13 protein-coding genes and 1 pseudogene are annotated in these 18,125 nt (G+C 63.9%); 12 read left to right on the top strand and 2 right to left on the bottom strand.

Annotation, left to right across the window (positions count from 1 at the left end):
• Window position 1: 1 nt before the first annotated feature.
• The 12 genes from INS93_RS22855 (at window position 2) to nuoN (ending at window position 14,490) form a co-directional block, all read left to right on the top strand.
• Window positions 2–679 carry a NuoB/complex I 20 kDa subunit family protein gene (locus tag INS93_RS22855; protein ID WP_037055875.1) on the top strand — a complete coding sequence of 226 codons (678 nt, stop codon included), beginning with the start codon at window positions 2–4 and terminating at the stop codon, window positions 677–679.
• Between the two features lie 63 nt (window positions 680–742).
• Complete coding sequence (gene nuoC, locus INS93_RS22850) at window positions 743–2,524, top strand: NADH-quinone oxidoreductase subunit C/D (protein ID WP_192985645.1); 1,782 nt, start codon at window positions 743–745, stop codon at window positions 2,522–2,524.
• A 1-nt stretch (window position 2,525) separates the two neighbouring features.
• Window positions 2,526–3,038, top strand: a complete 513-nt coding sequence (nuoE, locus tag INS93_RS22845; RefSeq protein WP_192985644.1) for an NADH-quinone oxidoreductase subunit NuoE — start codon at window positions 2,526–2,528, stop codon at window positions 3,036–3,038.
• Entirely contained in the window at window positions 3,035–4,381 is a 1,347-nt protein-coding gene (gene nuoF, locus INS93_RS22840; protein ID WP_192985643.1) for an NADH-quinone oxidoreductase subunit NuoF, read from the top strand. The genes nuoE and nuoF overlap by 4 nt, the downstream gene beginning before the upstream one ends.
• A gap of 58 nt (window positions 4,382–4,439) precedes the next feature.
• On the top strand, window positions 4,440–7,163 hold the full coding sequence (nuoG, locus tag INS93_RS22835; protein ID WP_192985642.1) for an NADH-quinone oxidoreductase subunit NuoG: 2,724 nt from the start codon (window positions 4,440–4,442) through the stop codon (window positions 7,161–7,163).
• On the top strand, window positions 7,160–8,152 hold the full coding sequence (nuoH, locus tag INS93_RS22830; RefSeq protein WP_192985641.1) for an NADH-quinone oxidoreductase subunit NuoH: 993 nt from the start codon (window positions 7,160–7,162) through the stop codon (window positions 8,150–8,152). The genes nuoG and nuoH overlap by 4 nt, the downstream gene beginning before the upstream one ends.
• Window positions 8,153–8,165: 13 nt before the next feature.
• On the top strand, window positions 8,166–8,714 hold the full coding sequence (gene nuoI, locus INS93_RS22825; RefSeq protein WP_003460474.1) for an NADH-quinone oxidoreductase subunit NuoI: 549 nt from the start codon (window positions 8,166–8,168) through the stop codon (window positions 8,712–8,714).
• Window positions 8,715–8,781: 67 nt separating this feature from the next.
• Window positions 8,782–9,291 (top strand): NADH-quinone oxidoreductase subunit J, encoded by a 510-nt coding sequence (gene nuoJ, locus INS93_RS22820; RefSeq protein ID WP_192985640.1) that lies wholly within the window; start codon window positions 8,782–8,784, stop codon window positions 9,289–9,291.
• On the top strand, window positions 9,288–9,596 hold the full coding sequence (nuoK, locus tag INS93_RS22815; RefSeq protein ID WP_003460477.1) for an NADH-quinone oxidoreductase subunit NuoK: 309 nt from the start codon (window positions 9,288–9,290) through the stop codon (window positions 9,594–9,596). The genes nuoJ and nuoK overlap by 4 nt, the downstream gene beginning before the upstream one ends.
• Complete coding sequence (gene nuoL / locus INS93_RS22810) at window positions 9,593–11,443, top strand: NADH-quinone oxidoreductase subunit L (protein WP_192985639.1); 1,851 nt, start codon at window positions 9,593–9,595, stop codon at window positions 11,441–11,443. The genes nuoK and nuoL overlap by 4 nt, the downstream gene beginning before the upstream one ends.
• A 13-nt stretch (window positions 11,444–11,456) precedes the next feature.
• Window positions 11,457–12,986, top strand: coding sequence for an NADH-quinone oxidoreductase subunit M (gene nuoM, locus INS93_RS22805; RefSeq protein WP_192985638.1), 1,530 nt, complete (start codon window positions 11,457–11,459; stop codon window positions 12,984–12,986).
• Window positions 12,987–13,005: 19 nt separating this feature from the next.
• Window positions 13,006–14,490 (top strand): NADH-quinone oxidoreductase subunit NuoN, encoded by a 1,485-nt coding sequence (nuoN, locus tag INS93_RS22800; RefSeq protein ID WP_192985637.1) that lies wholly within the window; start codon window positions 13,006–13,008, stop codon window positions 14,488–14,490.
• 1,112 nt (window positions 14,491–15,602) lie between these two features.
• Here the strand turns inward: nuoN and INS93_RS22795 are convergent.
• Together INS93_RS22795 and INS93_RS22790 are read right to left on the bottom strand one after the other, a co-directional pair.
• On the bottom strand, window positions 15,603–15,821 hold the full coding sequence (locus INS93_RS22795; RefSeq protein ID WP_192985636.1) for a hypothetical protein: 219 nt from the start codon (window positions 15,819–15,821) through the stop codon (window positions 15,603–15,605).
• A gap of 162 nt (window positions 15,822–15,983) precedes the next feature.
• Window positions 15,984–18,125: pseudogene (locus INS93_RS22790) on the bottom strand (DUF2345 domain-containing protein); the annotation flags it as partial.

Below are 18,125 nucleotides of genomic sequence, written 5' to 3'. Positions count from 1 at the left end.
GATGCAATACAAACTTACTCGGGTCGACCCGGATGCGCCCAACGAGGCGTATCCGATCGGCCAGCGGGAGGTCGTCTCCGACCCGCTGCTAGAGGATCAGGTTCACAAGAACATCTACATGGGCAAGCTCTCGGACGTGCTCAACGGCGCGGTCAACTGGGGGCGCAAGAATTCCTTGTGGCCTTACAATTTCGGCCTGTCCTGCTGCTATGTGGAAATGACCACCGCCTTCACCGCCCCGCACGACGTGGCGCGCTTCGGTGCGGAAGTCATTCGCGCATCACCCCGCCAGGCCGACTTCATGGTCATCGCCGGCACCTGCTTCATCAAGATGGCGCCGGTCATCCAGCGCCTCTATGAGCAGATGCTGGAGCCCAAGTGGGTCATCTCCATGGGTTCATGCGCCAATTCAGGCGGCATGTACGACATCTACTCGGTCGTTCAGGGCGTGGACAAGTTCCTCCCCGTGGACGTCTACATTCCCGGCTGCCCGCCCCGTCCGGAGGCGTTCCTGCAAGGCTTGATGCTGCTGCAGGAATCCATCGGCCAGGAGCGCCGCCCGCTATCCTGGGTCGTTGGCGATCAAGGCATCTACCGTGCCGAAATGCCTTCGCAGAAGGAACAGCGGCGCGAGCAGCGAATCGCCGTTACCAACCTGCGTAGCCCCGACGAAGTCTGAGCCGATGCTTGCCTGCGCAAGCGTCACGCCCACTTTCTACGTTGATCGACAGCGACCGAGACCATGACTCAAGACACCGTTGTGTCCATACCGCCTTACAAGGCTGACGACCAGGACGTCGTCGCCGAACTGCGCGCCCGTTTTGGCGACGACAGTTTCACTCTGCAATCGACCCGCACCGGCATGCCGGTACTCTGGGTCGCCCGTGAGCGACTGATCGAAGTCCTCACATGCCTGCGCAACCTGCCGCGCCCCTATGTGATGCTCTTTGATCTGCACGGGGTCGACGAGCGCCTGCGAACCCAGCGTCGCGGCCTGCCGGACGCCGACTTCACGGTGTTCTATCACTTGATGTCGCTGGAGCGTAACAGCGACGTGATGATCAAGGTCGGCCTGAGCGAGCGCGACCTCAACCTGCCCACCGCCACCAGTATCTGGCCCAACGCCAACTGGTACGAGCGCGAAGTCTGGGACCTGTACGGCATCATCTTCACCGGTCACCCGCACCTGAGCCGCATCATGATGCCGCCGACCTGGGAAGGTCATCCGCTGCGCAAGGACTACCCGGCGCGCGCCACCGAATTCGACCCGTTCAGCCTGACCCTGGCCAAGCAGCAACTGGAAGAAGAAGCCGCGCGCTTCCGCCCCGAAGACTGGGGCATGAAGCGTGGCGGTGAGCACGAGGACTACATGTTCCTCAACCTTGGCCCCAACCACCCCTCTGCGCACGGTGCCTTCCGCATCATCCTGCAGCTCGACGGCGAAGAGATCGTCGATTGCGTACCGGAAATCGGCTACCACCACCGTGGCGCCGAGAAGATGGCCGAGCGTCAGAGCTGGCACAGCTTCATCCCCTACACCGACCGTATCGACTACCTCGGCGGGGTAATGAACAACCTGCCCTACGTGCTGGCCGTGGAGAAGCTCGCTGGCATCAAGGTGCCGCAGAAGGTCGACGTGATTCGCATCATGCTCGCCGAGTTCTTCCGCATTACCAGCCACCTGCTGTTCCTCGGCACCTACATCCAGGACGTCGGCGCCATGACGCCGGTGTTCTTCACCTTCACCGACCGCCAGCGCGCCTACAAGGTGATCGAAGCCATCACCGGTTTCCGCCTGCACCCGGCCTGGTATCGCATCGGCGGCGTCGCCCACGACCTGCCGCGCGGCTGGGACAGGCTGGTCAAGGAATTCGTCGACTGGCTGCCCAAGCGCCTCGACGAATACGAGAAAGCGGCGCTGAAGAACAGCATCCTCAAGGCCCGTACCATTGGCGTTGCGCAGTACAACACCAAGGAAGCGCTGGAATGGGGCACCACCGGTGCCGGCCTGCGCGCCACCGGTTGCGACTTCGACCTGCGCAAGGCTCGGCCCTACTCCGGCTACGAGCACTTCGATTTCGAGGTGCCGCTGGCCGTCAATGGCGATGCCTATGACCGCTGCATGGTTCGCGTGGAGGAGATGCGCCAGAGCATCCGCATCATCGACCAGTGCCTGAGGAACATGCCGGAAGGCCCGTACAAGGCCGATCACCCGCTGACCACGCCGCCGCCGAAAGAGCGCACGCTGCAGCACATCGAAACCCTGATCACCCACTTCCTGCAGGTTTCCTGGGGTCCGGTCATGCCGGCCAACGAAGCCTTCCAGATGATCGAGGCGACCAAGGGCATCAACAGCTACTACCTGACGAGCGACGGCAGCACCATGAGCTACCGCACCCGGATTCGCACCCCCAGCTTCCCCCATCTGCAGCAGATCCCCTCGGTGATTCGCGGCAGCATGGTGGCGGACCTGATCGCGTACCTGGGCAGTATCGACTTCGTCATGGCCGACGTGGACCGCTGACATGATCCAGACAACCAATAGCAGCACGCTCATTCAGACCGATCGTTTCACCCTCAGCGAAACCGAGCGCTCGGCCATCGAGCACGAGATGCATCACTACGAAGACCCGCGCGCCGCCAGCATCGAAGCGCTGAAGATCGTGCAGAAGGAACGCGGCTGGGTGCCGGACGGCGCCGCTGACGCCATTGGCGAGATCCTCGGCATTCCGGCCAGCGACGTCGAGGGCGTGGCTACCTTCTATAGCCAGATATTCCGCCAGCCAGTTGGCCGCCACATCATCCGCGTGTGCGACAGCATGACCTGCTACATCGGCGGCCATGAATCCGTGGTCGCCGAGATGCACAAGCAACTCGGCATCGGCCTGGGCCAGACTAGCGCCGACGAGCGCTTCACCCTGCTACCGGTGTGCTGCCTGGGCAACTGCGACAAGGCCCCGGCGGTGATGATCGACGACGACACCTTCGGCGATATCCAGCCCGACGACGTCGCCAAGTTGCTGGAGGCCTATCAATGAAAGCACTCACCTCCATTGGCCCGGCCAACCGCGTTGCCCGCAGCGAAGAAACCCATCCGCTGACCTGGCGCCTGCGTGACGACGCCCAGCCGGTATGGCTGGCCGAATACCAGGCCAAGAACGGCTACGCTGCCGCGCGCAAGGCGCTGACCGAGATGGCCCAGGCCGATATCGTGCAGACCGTCAAGGAATCCGGCCTCAAGGGCCGTGGCGGCGCAGGCTTCCCCACGGGCGTGAAGTGGGGCCTGATGCCGGCCGACGAATCCATGAACATCCGCTACCTGCTGTGCAATGCGGATGAAATGGAGCCCAATACCTGGAAAGACCGCATGCTGATGGAACAGCTGCCGCACCTGCTGGTGGAAGGCATGCTGATCTCGGCGCGCGCGCTCAAGGCCTATCGCGGCTACATCTTCCTGCGTGGCGAGTACGTCGACGCCGCCGCCAACCTCAACCGCGCCATCGACGAAGCCAAAGCCGCCGGCCTGCTCGGCAAGAACATCTTCGGCTCAGGCTTCGATTTCGAGCTGTTCGTGCACACCGGCGCTGGCCGCTACATCTGCGGCGAAGAAACCGCCCTGATCAACTCGCTGGAAGGCCGCCGCGCCAACCCGCGCGCCAAGCCGCCCTTCCCCGCCGCCGTCGGCGTCTGGGGCAAGCCGACCTGCGTCAACAACGTCGAGACCCTGTGCAACGTGCCGGCCATCGTCGGCCAGGGCGTGGACTGGTACAAGAGCCTCGCCCGCCCCGGCAGCGAAGACCACGGCACCAAACTGATGGGCTTCTCCGGCAAGGTGAAAAACCCCGGTCTGTGGGAACTGCCGTTCGGTGTCACCGCGCGTGAACTGTTCGAGGAGCATGCCGGCGGCATGCGCGACGGCTACCGGCTCAAATGCTGGCAGCCCGGCGGCGCCGGTACCGGTTTTTTGCTGCCTGAGCACCTCGACGCACAGATGTATGCCGGCGGCATCGCCAAGGTCGGCACGCGCATGGGCACCGGCCTGGCGCTGGCGGTCGATGACTCGATCAACATGGTGTCACTGCTGCGCAACATGGAGGAGTTCTTCGCTCGCGAGTCCTGCGGGTGGTGCACGCCATGCCGCGACGGCCTGCCCTGGAGCGTGAAGATCCTCCGTGCGCTGGAGCGCGGGCAAGGCACCGCCGAAGACATCCGCACCCTGCTCGGCCTGGTCAATTTCCTCGGTCCGGGCAAGACCTTCTGCGCTCACGCGCCAGGCGCCGTGGAGCCATTGGGCAGTGCCATTAAATATTTCCGTGAAGAGTTCGAGGCCGGCGTGGCCAAGGTGGCGAACACGCCCCGCATGCCGGCAAGCGCGAGCTGAACAGACGAATTCCCTTAGCCAGCCGCTTTAGCAAGCGGGTAAACGAAGACTTGAAGAAATGGCCACTATCCACGTAGACGGCAAAGATTTCGAAGTCGATGGTGCAGACAACCTCCTGCAGGCCTGCCTGTCCCTCGGACTCGATATCCCCTACTTCTGCTGGCACCCGGCGCTTGGCAGCGTCGGGGCGTGCCGGCAGTGCGCGGTCAAGCAGTACAACGACGAGAACGACACCCGTGGTCGTATCGTCATGTCCTGCATGACGCCTGCCACCGACAACACCTGGATCAGCATCGACGACGAGGAGTCCAAGGCGTTCCGCGCCAGCGTCGTCGAATGGCTGATGACCAACCACCCGCATGACTGCCCGGTGTGCGAGGAAGGCGGTCACTGCCACCTGCAGGACATGACGGTGATGACCGGGCATAACGCCCGCCGCTACCGCTTCACCAAGCGCACCCACCAGAACCAGGAACTCGGCCCCTTTATCGGCCACGAGATGAACCGCTGCATCGCCTGCTACCGCTGCGTGCGCTACTACAAGGACTACGCTGGCGGAACCGACTTGGGTGTGTTCGGCGCGCATGACAACGTGTACTTCGGCCGTGTCGAGGACGGCACGCTGGAAAGCGAGTTCTCCGGCAACCTGGTCGAGGTCTGCCCGACCGGCGTGTTCACCGACAAGACCCACTCCGAGCGCTACAACCGCAAGTGGGACATGCAGTTCGCTCCTAGCATCTGCCATGGCTGCTCCAGCGGCTGCAACATCAGCCCCGGTGAGCGCTACGGCGAGCTGCGTCGCATCGAAAACCGCTTCAACGGTTCGGTGAACCAGTATTTCCTCTGTGACCGCGGCCGCTTCGGTTATGGCTACGTCAATCGCGAGGATCGCCCGCGTCAGCCTTTGCTGGCCGGCCAGGCCATCGGCATCGATGCCGCGCTGGACAGGGCCGCCGAACTGCTCAAGGGCAAGCGCGTGATCGGCATCGGCTCGCCACGCGCCAGCCTCGAATCCAACTTCGCCCTGCGCGAACTGGTCGGTGCCGAGAATTTCTATAGTGGCATCGCTGCCTGCGAACTGGACAACATCGGCCTGATCCGCGACATCCTGCGAAACGGCCCGCTGCCGACACCGACCCTGCGCGACGTCGAACTGCACGACGCCATCTTCGTCCTCGGCGAGGACCTGACCCAGACCGCCGCGCGCCTGGCCCTGGCCCTGCGCCAGGCGGTCAAGGGCAAGGCCACCGAAATCGCTGCCGGTGCACGCATTCAGGACTGGCACATGGCGGCGGTGCAGAACGTTGCCCAGCACGCCCTGCACCCGCTGTTTATCGCCAGCGTCGCGGAAAACCGCCTGGATGATGTGGCCGCTGAAAGCGTGCATGCCGCCCCCGCGGACCTCGCCCGAATCGGTTTCGCCGTGGCCCACGCCATCGACCCGAGCGCACCGGCCGTCGACGGCCTGGACGCCGAGGCTCAAGCGCTGGTACAGCGCATTGCCGACTCCCTGCTGGCAGCCCAACGCCCGCTGATCGTCTCCGGCGCCTCGCTGGGCGACAAAGCGCTGATCGAAGCCGCCGCCAATATCGCCAGCGCGCTGAAGAACCGTGAGAAGAACGGTTCGCTTAGCCTGGTGGTGCCCGAGGCCAACAGCCTGGGCCTGGCGCTGCTTCTGGGTGAAGAGCTTGCTAGCAAGTCCGTCGATGCCGCACTGGATGCCTTGAGCAGCGGTAAGGCCGATGCCCTGATCGTGCTGGAAAATGATCTGTATCGCCGCGCCGATGCCGCCAGGGTCGACGCGGCGCTCAGCGCTGCGCAGACGGTGATCGTCGCCGATCACCAGCGTACCGCTACCAGCGAACGCGCCCATCTGCTGTTGCCGGTGGCCTCCTTCGCCGAAGGCGACGGCACCCTGGTCAGCTTCGAGGGCCGTGCCCAGCGTTTCTTCCAGGTCTATGAGCCGAGCTACTACGACGCCGGCATCCTGATCCGCGAAGGCTGGCGCTGGCTGCACGCGCTGCACAGCACCCTGCTGGGCAAGACCGTGGACTGGACGCAACTGGACCAGGTCACCGAGGCCTGCGCCGCCAGCAATCCATTGCTGGCCGGCATCAAGGATGCCGCACCGAGCGCCTCGTTCCGCATCAAGGGCCTCAAGCTTGCGCGCGAACCGCACCGTTACAGCGGCCGCACGGCCATGCGCGCCAACATCAGCGTGCACGAACCGCGTCAGCCGCAGGATAAGGATTCGGCCTTCGCCTTCTCCATGGAAGGCTACGCCGGCAGCAAGGAAGACCGTCAGCAAATTCCGTTCGCCTGGTCGCCGGGCTGGAACTCGCCACAGGCCTGGAACAAGTTCCAGGATGAAGTCGGTGGTCACCTGCGCGCAGGCGACCCCGGTGTGCGTCTGCTCGAAGCGGCCGGTAACGTCCTGCCCTGGTTCGCTGCGAATGCAGCGTTCAACCCGGCAGCCGGCACCTGGCAGGTGGCGCCGCTGCATCACCTGTTCGGCAGCGAGGAAAACTCCGCGCGCGCCAAACCGATTCAGGAACGCATGCCCGAGCCCTACGTGGCCCTGGCCCGCGATGAAGCGGCACGTCTGGGCGTGAACGACGGTGCGCTGCTGGCCCTACGCGTCAACGGCCAGGCGCTGCGCCTGCCGCTGCAGGTGCGTGATGATCTGGCCGTTGGCCTGGTCGGCCTGCCGGTTGGTTTGCCAGGCATTCCGGCAGCAGTCGCCGGTGCCAGCGTGACCCTGCTGCAGGAGGCCGCACAATGAGCTGGTTGACGCCCGAACTGATCGAGATCGTCGTCGCGGTGCTCAAGGCCATCGTCATCTTGCTGGTGGTGGTGGTCTGCGGCGCGCTGCTGAGCTTCGTCGAGCGCCGCCTGCTCGGCTGGTGGCAGGATCGCTACGGTCCCAACCGTGTGGGGCCGTTCGGCATGTTTCAGATCGCCGCCGACATGATCAAGATGTTCTTCAAGGAGGACTGGACGCCGCCGTTCGCCGACAGGTTCATCTTCATCCTGGCGCCGATGATCGCCTTCTCGGCGATGCTGATGGCCTTCGCCATCATCCCGATCACCCCAACCTGGGGCGTGGCGGACCTGAACATCGGCATCCTGTTCTTTTTCGCCATGGCGGGCCTGTCGGTCTACGCGGTGCTGTTCGCCGGCTGGTCGAGCAACAACAAGTTCGCCCTGCTCGGCAGCCTGCGTGCCTCGGCCCAGACCATCTCCTACGAGGTGTTCCTGGCCCTGGCGTTGATGGGCGTGGTGGCGCAGGTTGGCTCGTTCAACATGCGTGACATCGTCGATTACCAGGCGCAGAACCTGTGGTTCATCATTCCGCAGTTCTTCGGTTTCTGTACCTTCTTCATCGCTGCCGTCGCCGTGACCCACCGTCACCCGTTCGACCAGCCAGAAGCCGAGCAGGAGCTGGCCGATGGTTACCACATCGAATACGCCGGGATGAAATGGGGCATGTTCTTCGTTGGCGAATACGTGGCCATCGTCACCGTATCCGCGCTGCTGGTGACCCTGTTCTTCGGTGGCTGGCATGGCCCGTTCGGCATCCTGCCGCAGATTCCGTTCTTCTGGTTCGCACTGAAAACGGCCTTCTTCATCATGATCTTCATTCTGTTGCGCGCGTCTATCCCACGCCCGCGCTATGACCAGGTCATGGCCTTCAGCTGGAAGTTCTGCCTGCCGCTGACCCTGATCAACCTGCTGGTGACCGGCGCCGTCGTGCTGGCCACGGCCCAGTAAGGAGAACCACAGAATGTTCAAATACATATGGGACGTGCTGGTCGGTACCGGCACCCAACTGCGCAGCCTGGCCATGGTCTTCAGCCATGGCTTTCGCAAGCGCGACACCCTGCAATACCCGGAAGAGCAGGTCTACCTGCCACCGCGCTACCGTGGCCGCATCGTCCTGACCCGCGACCCTGACGGCGAGGAACGCTGCGTGGCCTGCAACCTGTGCGCCGTGGCCTGCCCGGTGGGCTGCATCTCGCTGCAGAAGGCCGAGACCGACGACGGTCGCTGGTATCCGGAGTTCTTCCGCATCAACTTCTCGCGCTGCATCTTCTGCGGCCTGTGCGAGGAAGCCTGCCCGACCACCGCGATCCAGCTCACTCCCGATTTCGAGATGGGCGAGTTCAAGCGTCAGGATCTGGTGTACGAGAAGGAAGACCTGCTGATCAGCGGCCCCGGCAAGAACCCGGACTACAACTTCTACCGCGTGGCCGGTATGGCCATCGCCGGCAAGCCCAAGGGCGCCGCGCAGAACGAGGCCGAGCCGATCAACGTGAAGAGTCTGTTGCCATGACTCGTTCTTACCCTCTCCCCCAGCCCCTTTCCCGTAAGCGGAAGATGGGCGCCATGAGGAGCTTCTGATGGAATTTGCGTTCTACTTCGCCGCCGGTGTGGCGGTGGCAGCAACGGTCGGGGTGGTTACCAACACCAACCCGGTGCATGCCTTGCTTTACCTCATCGTCTCGCTGCTGGCGGTGTCGATGGTGTTCTTCGCCCTCGGTGCACCCTTTGCCGGCGCGCTGGAAATCATCGTCTACGCCGGCGCCATCATGGTGCTGTTCGTGTTCGTGGTAATGATGCTCAACCTAGGCCCTGCCGCAGCCGAGCAGGAACGCACGTGGCTGACGCCCGGTATCTGGGTCGGCCCGGCGATTCTCAGCGCCCTGCTGCTTGGCCAGTTGCTCTACGTGCTGCTCAACCATGTCAGCGACGCCCACATCGGCCACACCACGGTCGAAGCCAAGGCCGTCGGCATCAGCCTGTTCGGCCCCTACCTGCTGGCCGTGGAGCTGGCCTCCATGCTGCTGCTCGCCGCATTGGTCGCCGCCTACCACCTGGGCCGCCATGACGCCAAGGAGCCAACCGTATGACCGGCATCCCTCTGGAGCACGGCCTGGCCCTGGCCGGCGTGCTGTTCTGCATCGGCCTGGTCGGCCTGATGGTGCGACGCAACATCCTGTTCATCCTGATGAGCCTGGAAGTGATGATGAACGCCGCTGCGCTCGCCTTCGTCGTCGCCGGTGCCCGCTGGGGCGCGGCTGACGGCCAGGTGATGTTCATTCTGGTGATCACCCTGGCGGCCGCAGAGGCCAGCATCGGCCTGGCGATCCTGCTGCAGCTGTATCGCCGCTTCAACACTCTGGATATCGACGCTGCCAGCGAGATGCGCGGATGAATCTTCTAGCCCTGACTCTATTCTTTCCGCTGCTCGGCTGGTTGCTGCTGGCCTTCTCGCGCGGACGTCTCTCGGAAAACACCAGTGCCGTGATCGGTGTCGGCTCCATTGGCCTGGCGGCCGCCAGCGCAGCCTGGGCCATCGCAGCATTCCTTGGCAATCCGCCAGCCGGCGGCGCCTACAGCCTGACCCTGTGGCAATGGATGAGCGTCGAAGGCCTGGCGCCGAGCTTCACCCTGCACCTGGACGGCCTGTCCGCCACCATGCTCGGCGTAGTCACCGGCGTGGGTTTCCTGATCCACCTGTTCGCCAGCTGGTACATGCGCGGCGAGGAAGGCTATTCGCGCTTCTTCGCCTACACCAACCTGTTCATCTTCAGCATGTTGCTGCTGGTACTGGGCGACAACCTGCTGGTGCTGTTCTTCGGCTGGGAAGGCGTGGGCCTGTGCTCATACCTGCTGATCGGCTTCTACTACAAGCACGTGCCCAACGGTAACGCGGCGCTCAAGGCGTTCATCGTCACCCGTATCGGCGACGTGTTCCTGATGATTGGCCTGTTCCTGCTGTTCCTCAACCTCGGCACCCTGAACATTCAGGAGCTGATGGTACTGGCACCGCAGAAATACGTGGCCGGCGACACCTGGCTGTGGCTCGCCACGCTGATGCTGCTTGGCGGCGCGGTGGGTAAATCCGCCCAGTTGCCGCTGCAAACCTGGCTGGCCGACGCCATGGCCGGCCCGACCCCGGTGTCGGCGCTGATCCACGCGGCGACCATGGTCACCGCCGGCGTGTACCTTATCGCCCGTACCCACGGTCTGTTCCTGCTGACCCCGGAGATTCTCGAGCTGGTCGGCATAGTCGGCGGCGTGACCCTGGTGCTGGCCGGTTTCGCTGCGCTGGTACAGACCGACATCAAGCGCATCCTCGCCTACTCGACCATGAGCCAGATCGGCTACATGTTCCTGGCCCTCGGCGTCGGTGCTTGGGACGCGGCGATCTTCCACCTGATGACCCATGCCTTCTTCAAGGCCCTGCTGTTCCTCGCGTCCGGTGCGGTGATCCACGCCTGCCACCACGAGCAGAACATCTTCAGGATGGGCGGCCTGTGGAAGAAGCTGCCGCTGGCATACGCCAGCTTCGTCGTCGGTGGCGCGGCGCTGGCCGCCCTGCCGCTGCTGACCGCCGGCTTCTACTCCAAGGACGAAATTCTCTGGGAAGCCTTTGCCAGCGGCCATGGCGAGTTGCTCTACGCGGGCCTGGTCGGCGCCTTCCTGACCTCGATCTACACCTTCCGCCTGATCTTCATCGCCTTCCACGGCGAGCAGAAGACCGAGGCGCACGCCGGTCATGGCATCGCCCACAACCTGCCGCTGATGGTGCTGATCGTGCTGTCGACCTTCATCGGTGCCTGGATCACCCCGCCGCTGGCCGGCGTGCTGCCGCAAAGCGTCGGCCACGCCGGTGGCGAGGCCAAGCACAGCCTGGAACTGCTCTCCGGCCTTATCGCGGTATCCGGCATCGTCATCGCGGCCCTGCTCTTCCTTGGCCAGCGCCGCGTCGCTTCGGCCGTGGCGCAGAGCGCGCCGGGTCGCCTGCTGAGCGCCCTGTGGTTCGCCGCCTGGGGCTTCGACTGGCTCTACGACAAGCTGTTCGTCCGCCCTTACCTGGCGCTCTGCCACCTGCTGCGCCGCGACCCCATCGACCGCAGCATCGGCCTGATTCCGCTGCTTGCACGTGGTGGCAACGCCGCGCTGGTGCGCAGCGAAAACGGCCAGGTGCGCTGGTACGCCGCCTCGATCGCCGGGGGCGCCGTACTGGTGCTCGCCGCCATCCTCTTTTTGAGTTAAGGAAAACAGCCTGATGATTCTGCCCTGGCTAATCCTGATTCCCTTCATCGGCGGGCTTCTGTGCTGGCAAGCCGAGCGTTTCGGCCACGTCCTGCCACGCTGGATCGCCCTGATCACCATGGCTCTGCTGTTCGGCCTGAGCCTGTGGCTGTGGGTCAGCGGTGACTTCACCCTGGCCCCGGCACCCGGCAGCGAGCCGCGCTGGGCCCACGAGTTCGTCATCGACTGGGTCCCGCGCCTGGGGATCACCATCCACCTGGCGATGGACGGTCTGTCGGTGCTGATGGTGACGCTAACCGGCCTGCTCGGTGTGCTGTCGGTACTCTGCTCGTGGAACGAGATCCAGAACCGCGTCGGCTTCTTCCACCTCAACCTGATGTGGATTCTCGGCGGCGTGGTCGGCGTGTTCCTCGCGGTCGACTTGTTCCTGTTCTTCTTCTTCTGGGAAATGATGCTGGTGCCGATGTACTTCCTCATCGCGCTCTGGGGTCATAGCGGCAGCGACGGTCGTACCCGCATCACCGCCGCCACCAAGTTCTTCATCTTCACTCAGGCCAGCGGCCTGATCATGCTGGTGTCGATCCTGGCCCTGGTGTTCGTGCACTTCAACCAGACCGGCGTGCTGACCTTCAACTACGCCGACCTGCTGAAGACCGAGCTGGCGCCGGGCACCGAGTACCTGCTGATGCTCGGTTTCTTCGTCGCCTTCGCGGTGAAGTTCCCGGTGGTGCCGGTGCACTCCTGGTTGCCGGACGCTCACGCCCAGGCACCGACCGCCGGCTCCGTCGACCTGGCCGGCATCCTGCTGAAGACCGCCGCCTACGGCCTGCTGCGCTTCGCCCTGCCGCTGTTCCCCAACGCTTCGGCGGAGTTCGCGCCGATCGCCCAGTGGCTCGGCGTGTTCGCCATCCTCTACGGCGCCCTGCTGTCGTTCGCGCAGACCGACATCAAGCGTCTGGTGGCCTACTCCAGCGTCTCGCACATGGGCTTCGTGCTGATCGCCATCTATTCGGGCAGCCAGATCGCCCTGCAGGGTGCAGTGGTGCAGATGGTCGCCCACGGCCTGTCGGCCGCCGCGCTGTTCATCCTCTGCGGCCAGCTCTACGAGCGCGTGCACACCCGTGATCTGCGCCAGATGGGCGGCATCTGGGCGCGCATGCCCTGGTTGCCAGCCATCAGCCTGTTCTTCGCCGCTGCCGCGCTGGGTCTGCCGGGTACCGGCAACTTCGTCGGTGAATTCCTCATTCTGCTGGGCAGCTTCCCCGGCGCGCCCTGGGTCGTGGTGCTGGCCGCCACCGGCCTGGTGCTCGGCTCGGTGTACGCCCTGGCGATGATCCACCGTGCCTATTTCGGTCCGGTGCAGCAGGACGCGCCGCTGCCGGGCCTTAAAGCCCGCGAGCTGGCCATGGTGCTCGGCCTTGGCGCCCTGCTGATTCTTCTTGGCGTTTACCCGCAACCGGTGCTCGACACCTCCGCGGCCAGCATGCATGGCGTGCAGCAGTGGATGGCTGACGCCCTCGATCAACTCGCTTCGGGCCGCTAAGGGTAAGGATTAGAGACTCATGGAACATCACGCTGTCGAATTCAGCCTGCAACACCTGATCGCCCTGCTGCCGCTGCTGGTGACCAGCCTCACCGTGGTCGTAGTGATGCTGGCCATTGCCGCCAAGCGCAATCACGCCCTGACCTTCATCCTCTCGGTGGTGGGCCTGAACCTGGCGCTGCTGTCGTTGATCCCGGCTCTGGAGGTGGCGCCACTTGAGGTCACCCCGCTGCTGCTGATCGATAACTTCGCCTGCTACTACATGGCCCTGGTGCTGGCTGCCAGCCTGGCCTGCGTCACGCTGATCCACGCCTACCTGGGCGGCAAGTCCGGCAAGGGCTACCCGGGCAACCGCGAGGAGCTGTACCTGCTGGTGCTGCTCTCCGCCGCGGGCGGCCTGGTGCTGGTCAGCGCCCAGCATCTGGCGGGCCTGTTCATCGGTCTGGAACTGCTGTCGGTACCGACCTACGGCATGATCGCCTACGCCTTCTTCAACAAGCGTTCGCTGGAAGCCGGCATCAAGTACATGGTGCTGTCGGCCGCAGGCTCCGCCTTCCTGCTGTTCGGCATGGCGCTGCTGTACGCTGAATCGGGCAACCTGGGCTTCGCCGATATCGGTATCAGCCTGGCGCGGGAAAGCAGCCAGTTGGTGCAGATCGGCATCGGCATGATGCTGATCGGCCTGGCCTTCAAACTGTCGCTGGTGCCCTTCCACCTGTGGACGCCGGATGTCTACGAAGGCGCACCGGCACCGGTCGCCGCCTTCCTCGCCACCGCCAGCAAGGTGGCGGTGTTCGCCGTGCTGCTGCGCCTGTACCAGATCTCTCCGGCCATGAGCGGCGGCTGGCTGAGCGACCTGCTGACGCTGATCGCCATTGCCTCGATCCTGTTCGGCAACCTGCTGGCACTGCTGCAGAACAACCTCAAACGCCTGCTCGGCTACTCCTCCATCGCCCACTTCGGCTACCTGCTGGTGGCGCTGATCGCCAGCAAGGGCCTCGCCGTGGAGGCCGTGGGCGTGTACCTCGCTACCTATGTGCTGACCAGCCTCGGCGCATTCGGCGTGATCACCCTGATGTCCACGCCCTACAGCGGCCGCGATGCCGATGCGCTGTACGAGTACCGCGGCCTGTTCTGGCGCCGTCCGTACCTGACTGCCGTGCTCACGGTGATGATGCTGTCGCTGGCGGGCATTCCGCTGACCGCGGGCTTCATCGGCAAGTTCTACGTGATCGCTGCCGGTGTCGAGGCGCAGCTATGGTGGCTGCTCGGCGCCATGGTGCTGGGCAGCGCCATCGGCGTGTTCTATTACCTGCGAGTGATGGTCACGCTGTTCATGCGCGAGCCCAACATGCACCGCCACGACGCTCCCTTCGACTGGGGTCAGCGTGCTGGCGGCATCATGCTGCTGGTGGTCGCCCTGCTCGCCTTCATCATCGGCGTGTATCCGCAGCCGCTGCTGGAGCTGGTGCAGCACGCTGGACTGGTGGCCCTGACGCAGTAAATGTAGATGAATTGGGTGGCGTTGTTCGCCGCCTGCAGGTAAGCCTTCTCCATATCGTGCGTACCCACCTGGAGCTGAGTGCGTAGCAGTTGAGCCAGCAGTTGGGTGGTGCCTTTGCCGCACTTGAGCTGCTTGCCGACCTCCTTGGCCTTGCGCAGGATGAGCAGGTCTTCGCCGGTTTCCTTTTGCCAGGCCTGGGCGAATTTCTTGTGCAGATACTCCAGGATCGGGCCGGTGACACGGCTGGAAATGTCCTGGCGCTGCAAGGCACCACGCGGACCGCGATCTGGATCATGGGTGCCGGGGCGAGGATTGGGCTGCTTGGGGTCGGGGCGCATCAGCGCCGAGTGGGCGTCGGTATCCCAATACTCGTCGAGCATGTTGTGGCCCATGACGAACCCAACGGCCTGGTCCGGTAGCTCATAGTCGACCAGCACGCTTTTCTGATGGTGACTGGGCGCCGCCATCATAGCGATCCGTGATTTCTTGCTGAGCCCCCTGTCCGGTCCGTTGTCCCTGACATCGTCCCCGATACGTGCTCGCTCTTTTCTGCTGAAACCACGCGTGACGAGCACTGGAACATTTTCATGGACGCGCTGGGCGGCCTTGTCATCGTCCGTACTGAAGGTATCGAACCACCACTCGTCATAGTGATGCTGTTTGTCGGTGGCTGTCTGCCCGGTGCGATGCCAGAGGTTCGGCGACTTGCCCGGCAGGTTCGCCTCCCCTGCCATGCCTGTGCCGTTTAACGGCATTTCCCAAGCCAGCACACGGACTTGCACGCCCTTGCGCGCCTTCTCCTGCAACAGCGCACCGATTGAAAGATGTGCGCCATCACGAATGAAATACATCGAGGGCTGGAATCCCCAGCAGATGATGTCGATGGATTTCTGCGCAGCGTCGATGGCTTTGTAGATGGCCTTGAAGGCGGCTTCGCCATTGATCAGCGGTTCGTAGCTGGCCATTGTCGGCACGTACTCGGCATCCTGAACCCACCAAGGGGACGTACAAACACTCTCATTTGTATGCTGCAGGGCGATGGGAACGACGACTTCACACTGGCTCATGGTGTCTCTCCTTGACGTTGAGCATGTACTGCCATAGGCCTGCCATTACGCTCGCCTCCATAGGTTCCAGGCTTTGAACATCTCCGAGCCGATGGTCAGTGCCAGCATCAGAAGGCCCGGCAGGTGGCCCGCCAGCAACAAGAGCGGTGACAGGGAGGGAAGAATGAAAAACAGCCGTAGCGGAATCTGCGCCATGCCCAGGTATCGGGTGGGGCGATAGGCCAGAAGAAAGCCCACGGCGGTAATGGCGATGGAGAGTTGCAAAGACCAGGCAACCAGGCCGACCACTCAAGAGTGGCGCGCCCACTTGTTCACCCAGAGCCTGCAAATCGAATAGATCGCTGAGATAGGGTGTGCGGCCTGTTCAGCCAAGCTGGAACAGATCCAACGCGCCCCAGATTCGCAGAGTCTGCTTGCTCGTGAGCGTCACAGGGGCATTCCTTCGAACTCGTAGACGGTATTGGCCGTCACCGGCTGCCAGTGCCAGGACTTGCCGGATACCTGCCTGCTATCAGGCCCCTCCAGGAACGTCTGCTTGATTCGCCTGACCTCGCCGTAACGACGCACAACAGAACGTACCCTGAGATGCTCTTCCTCCGCCGACAGCGGCACCCACTCCTGGATCAAGGTGCGCTGGGTGTTTTCGTAGTCCTTTCCTTCCGAGCCAAAGAGCCGCCCCTCGTCTCCCAGGGAGAAGAGACGGTTGAGAAACATTTGGCCGGTGTTCTGGATACCGTGATAGTCGGTTTCCTGTGTCACCCATTTGCCTGGCCCATCCTCGCCGGGGCCTGTGCTTGTGCCGTCCGCCTGATCTGCGCTTTCCGCGTCTTTGAATAAGGACGCGTAGAGCTTGCGGATATCGGTTTGGGAGGATGGCTGGTTGACCTGCGGCGGGGAGTTGGGTGTCTGCGGAATGCGCAGGCGCAAGCGCTGCGCGGATTCGAGCTTCGGATACTCGGGATGCGTAGCCGGCATGCTGGCCGGCCCTTGATGATCGAACTGCGCCGACTTGATCAGGTAGTCACCCTCGGTGCCGGACTCGATACCGTGCTGGTCAAGGGCGATGTAGGTGCCAGCGGCGTTGAGGAGGATTTTCTTCTTCGCGGTGATGTGGATTTCATCCTCGCTGCTGACGATGTCCAGCCCCATGCGCGCGAGAATTTCCATGCGGTCGTTCTGCGCCTGAATCTGTACCGCGCCCTGGTTGGCGATGAGCTTCATGCCCAGCTTGCGCACGAACAGGCTCAGGCCTTCGCCCACGCCAATGAACAGGCGCCTGACCACGCTGATGTCGGCTTCGTTGCCGGCGTTGAGCATCAGATTGCGCTCGGCGGCCAGTTGCAGGTGGTGGCCGCTGGTCACGGCAATACCTTGCGGGGCGCTGATCAGCGCCACCGAGGCTTGCAGTTTGTCCAGGCGTTCGCTGAGCAGGGTCAACTGCGCCTGAACATCCGCCGGGTCGGCTTTGGCGGTTTCAGCGTCGGCGGAGAGCTTCCGGATTTCATCGCCGGCCTGCTTGAGCCGAGCGACGGCTTCCTGCATGGCGAGTACTTGCCCCTGCGCTCCGGGCTGCACATCGGCGCTGATGAACACACCCTTGCCGGCGCGCACCGCGCCCCAGCCATCGGTGCGCAGCTCGAAGCCTTCGCCGCGCTTCTGCTTCTTGGCATCCACCAGATGCCCCAGGTTGAGCTGGCTCTTGCCGGAATACTCGGTGCTGACCTTGATGTGTTCCTGCCCGCGCGTGTCGTCCAGGCGAATTTTGTTGTTGGTGGGCGTTCTCAGTACGTTGCGCTTGTGGTTGTGGATGGTGACGTGGTCAGGCTCGAGGTTGGTGTGCAGGGCATGGGCGATGAACGGCCTATCCGGGTCGCCCTGCTCGAAGGCCACCGCCACTTCGGTGCCGGCCAGCAAGGGCATGTGCAAGCCGTAGGTGTCGCCGGCATAGGGCCGCGCCAGGCGCAGCCACATGCTTTCGCGGCCAGCTGGCCAGGTATCCCGGTCGAACAGGAAGTTGACGCGTTAGCGCCCTTCTCCATCGATATGGCTGTAGGGGTCGTTGCGCTGCGGGCTGGTGATGCGCGCGGGCACGGTGCCGGCGATGCGCGGCTTGGTCGGTACCGGCGGGCGGAAGGCGATGTTGCCATCGGGGATGGCTTCGAAGCGAACGTCGAAGCTGCGATCGCGGGCAGCCGTGCAGTGGGTACGGACGATCAGCGCGCCTTGCCTGAACGCTGCCGGTGCACCGCCTGTCACCTTGAGCACCCAGCCGGGGGCCAGGGCGGCGTCGCTGCTGGTGCCGCTCAGGCGGAGCTGGTCATTCAGGTAGCGCTCGTGGGCCAGTTGCGCGTAGAAAACGCCGCTCTCGGCGTGGCCTTCCTCATCGCCACGGGCCAGCGGATCGCCGAGGCTCTGGTAGTGCTCGTCGGCGTAGTGGTAGGCCTCGCCGTAGGTGGTGGCGGCGCCACGCGTCAGGTCGGCCTGGCCGTCAAGGTTGGCGCCGGCATCGCGCGAGTAGTAGGCGCGGGTGCTGACCAGTTGCTGGACGACCTGGTGGCTGGCCTGCAG

This window comes from Pseudomonas sp. EggHat1, assembly GCF_014892995.1.
Taxonomy (GTDB): Bacteria; Pseudomonadota; Gammaproteobacteria; order Pseudomonadales; family Pseudomonadaceae; genus Aquipseudomonas; species Aquipseudomonas chaetocerotis.
This window is presented reverse-complemented; position numbering and strand designations above follow the sequence as displayed.